Origin of the sequence: Stenotrophomonas sp. YIM B06876, assembly GCF_030711595.1 — a bacterium.
GTDB lineage: Bacteria > Pseudomonadota > Gammaproteobacteria > Xanthomonadales > Xanthomonadaceae > Stenotrophomonas.
Genome location: NZ_JAUJUJ010000249.1, coordinates 1 through 1,183, shown reverse-complemented (window position 1 = coordinate 1,183; position 1,183 = coordinate 1). Strand labels below are relative to the sequence as shown.

The following is a 1,183-nucleotide window of genomic DNA, read 5'->3' as shown; positions in this document are numbered from 1 at the left end:
CCGGGTTCTTGAGGCCGGTGATCTTGGCAACCGCGCCCTCGGGGCTCAGGTTGCCCTTGAGGATGGCCAGGTGGCCTTGCGCGTACATCGGGTTGGTGATCGGGCGGATCACGTTCTGGTCGGCGCGCGGCTGGTCGGGCACGTCCTTGAGCACTTCGGCGATGGTCTTGCCTTCGATGGTCAGGCAGTCGCCGTGCAGCAGGCCGGCGTTGAGCAGCAGCTTCATGACCTGCGGAATGCCGCCGGCCCGGTGCAGGTCCACCGCCAGGTACTGGCCGCTGGGCTTCAAGTCGCACAGTACGGGCGTCTTCTGGCGCACGCGCTCGAAGTCGTCGATGGTCCACTCGACGTCGGCCGCGTGGGCGATGGCCAGGAAATGCAGCACGGCGTTGGTCGAGCCGCCCGTGGCCATGATCACGGCGACGGCGTTTTCGATGCTCTTGCGCGTCACGATGTCGCGCGGCTTGATGTCCTTGCGGATCGCCTCGATCAGCACCTTGGCCGATTCCTTGGCCGAGTTCTGCTTTTCGTCGTGCGGGTTCGCCATGGTGGACGAGTAGGGCAGGCTGATGCCCAGCGCCTCGAAGGCCGAGCTCATGGTGTTGGCGGTGTACATGCCGCCGCAGCTGCCGGTGCCGGGAATGGCGCGCTTTTCGATCTCGTGCAGGTCGAAGTCGCTGAGCTTGCCGGCGGCGTTCTCGCCCACGGCCTCGAACACGCTGACGATGTTCAGGTCCTTGCCCTGGTAGTGGCCGGGCAGGATGGTGCCGCCGTAGACGTAGATCGAGGGCACGTTGGCGCGCAGCATGCCCATCAGGCCGCCGGGCATGTTCTTGTCGCAGCCGCCGACGACCAGCACGCCGTCCATCCACTGGCCCTGCACCGCGGTCTCGATGCAGTCCGAAATCACTTCGCGGCTGACCAGCGAATACTTCATGCCCTCGGTGCCCATGGCCATGCCGTCCGAGATGGTCGGCGTGCCGAACACCTGGGCGTTGCCGCCGGCTTCCTCGATGCCCTCGATGGCCGCGTCGGCGAGCTTTTGCAGGCCCGAGTTGCACGGCGTGATGGTGCTGTGGCCGTTGGCCACGCCGACCATGGGCTTGACGAAGTCGGCTTCCTCGTAGCCCATGGCGTAGTACATGGAGCGGTTGGGCGCGCGCGCCTTGCCCTGCGTGATGTG

General features: G+C 66.3%; 1 protein-coding gene. It reads right to left on the bottom strand.

The annotated features are described in order from the left end of the window. The coding region (locus tag QZH66_RS16485; RefSeq protein ID WP_305806956.1) for a dihydroxy-acid dehydratase at positions 1–1,183 on the bottom strand (1,183 nt) is incomplete at both ends.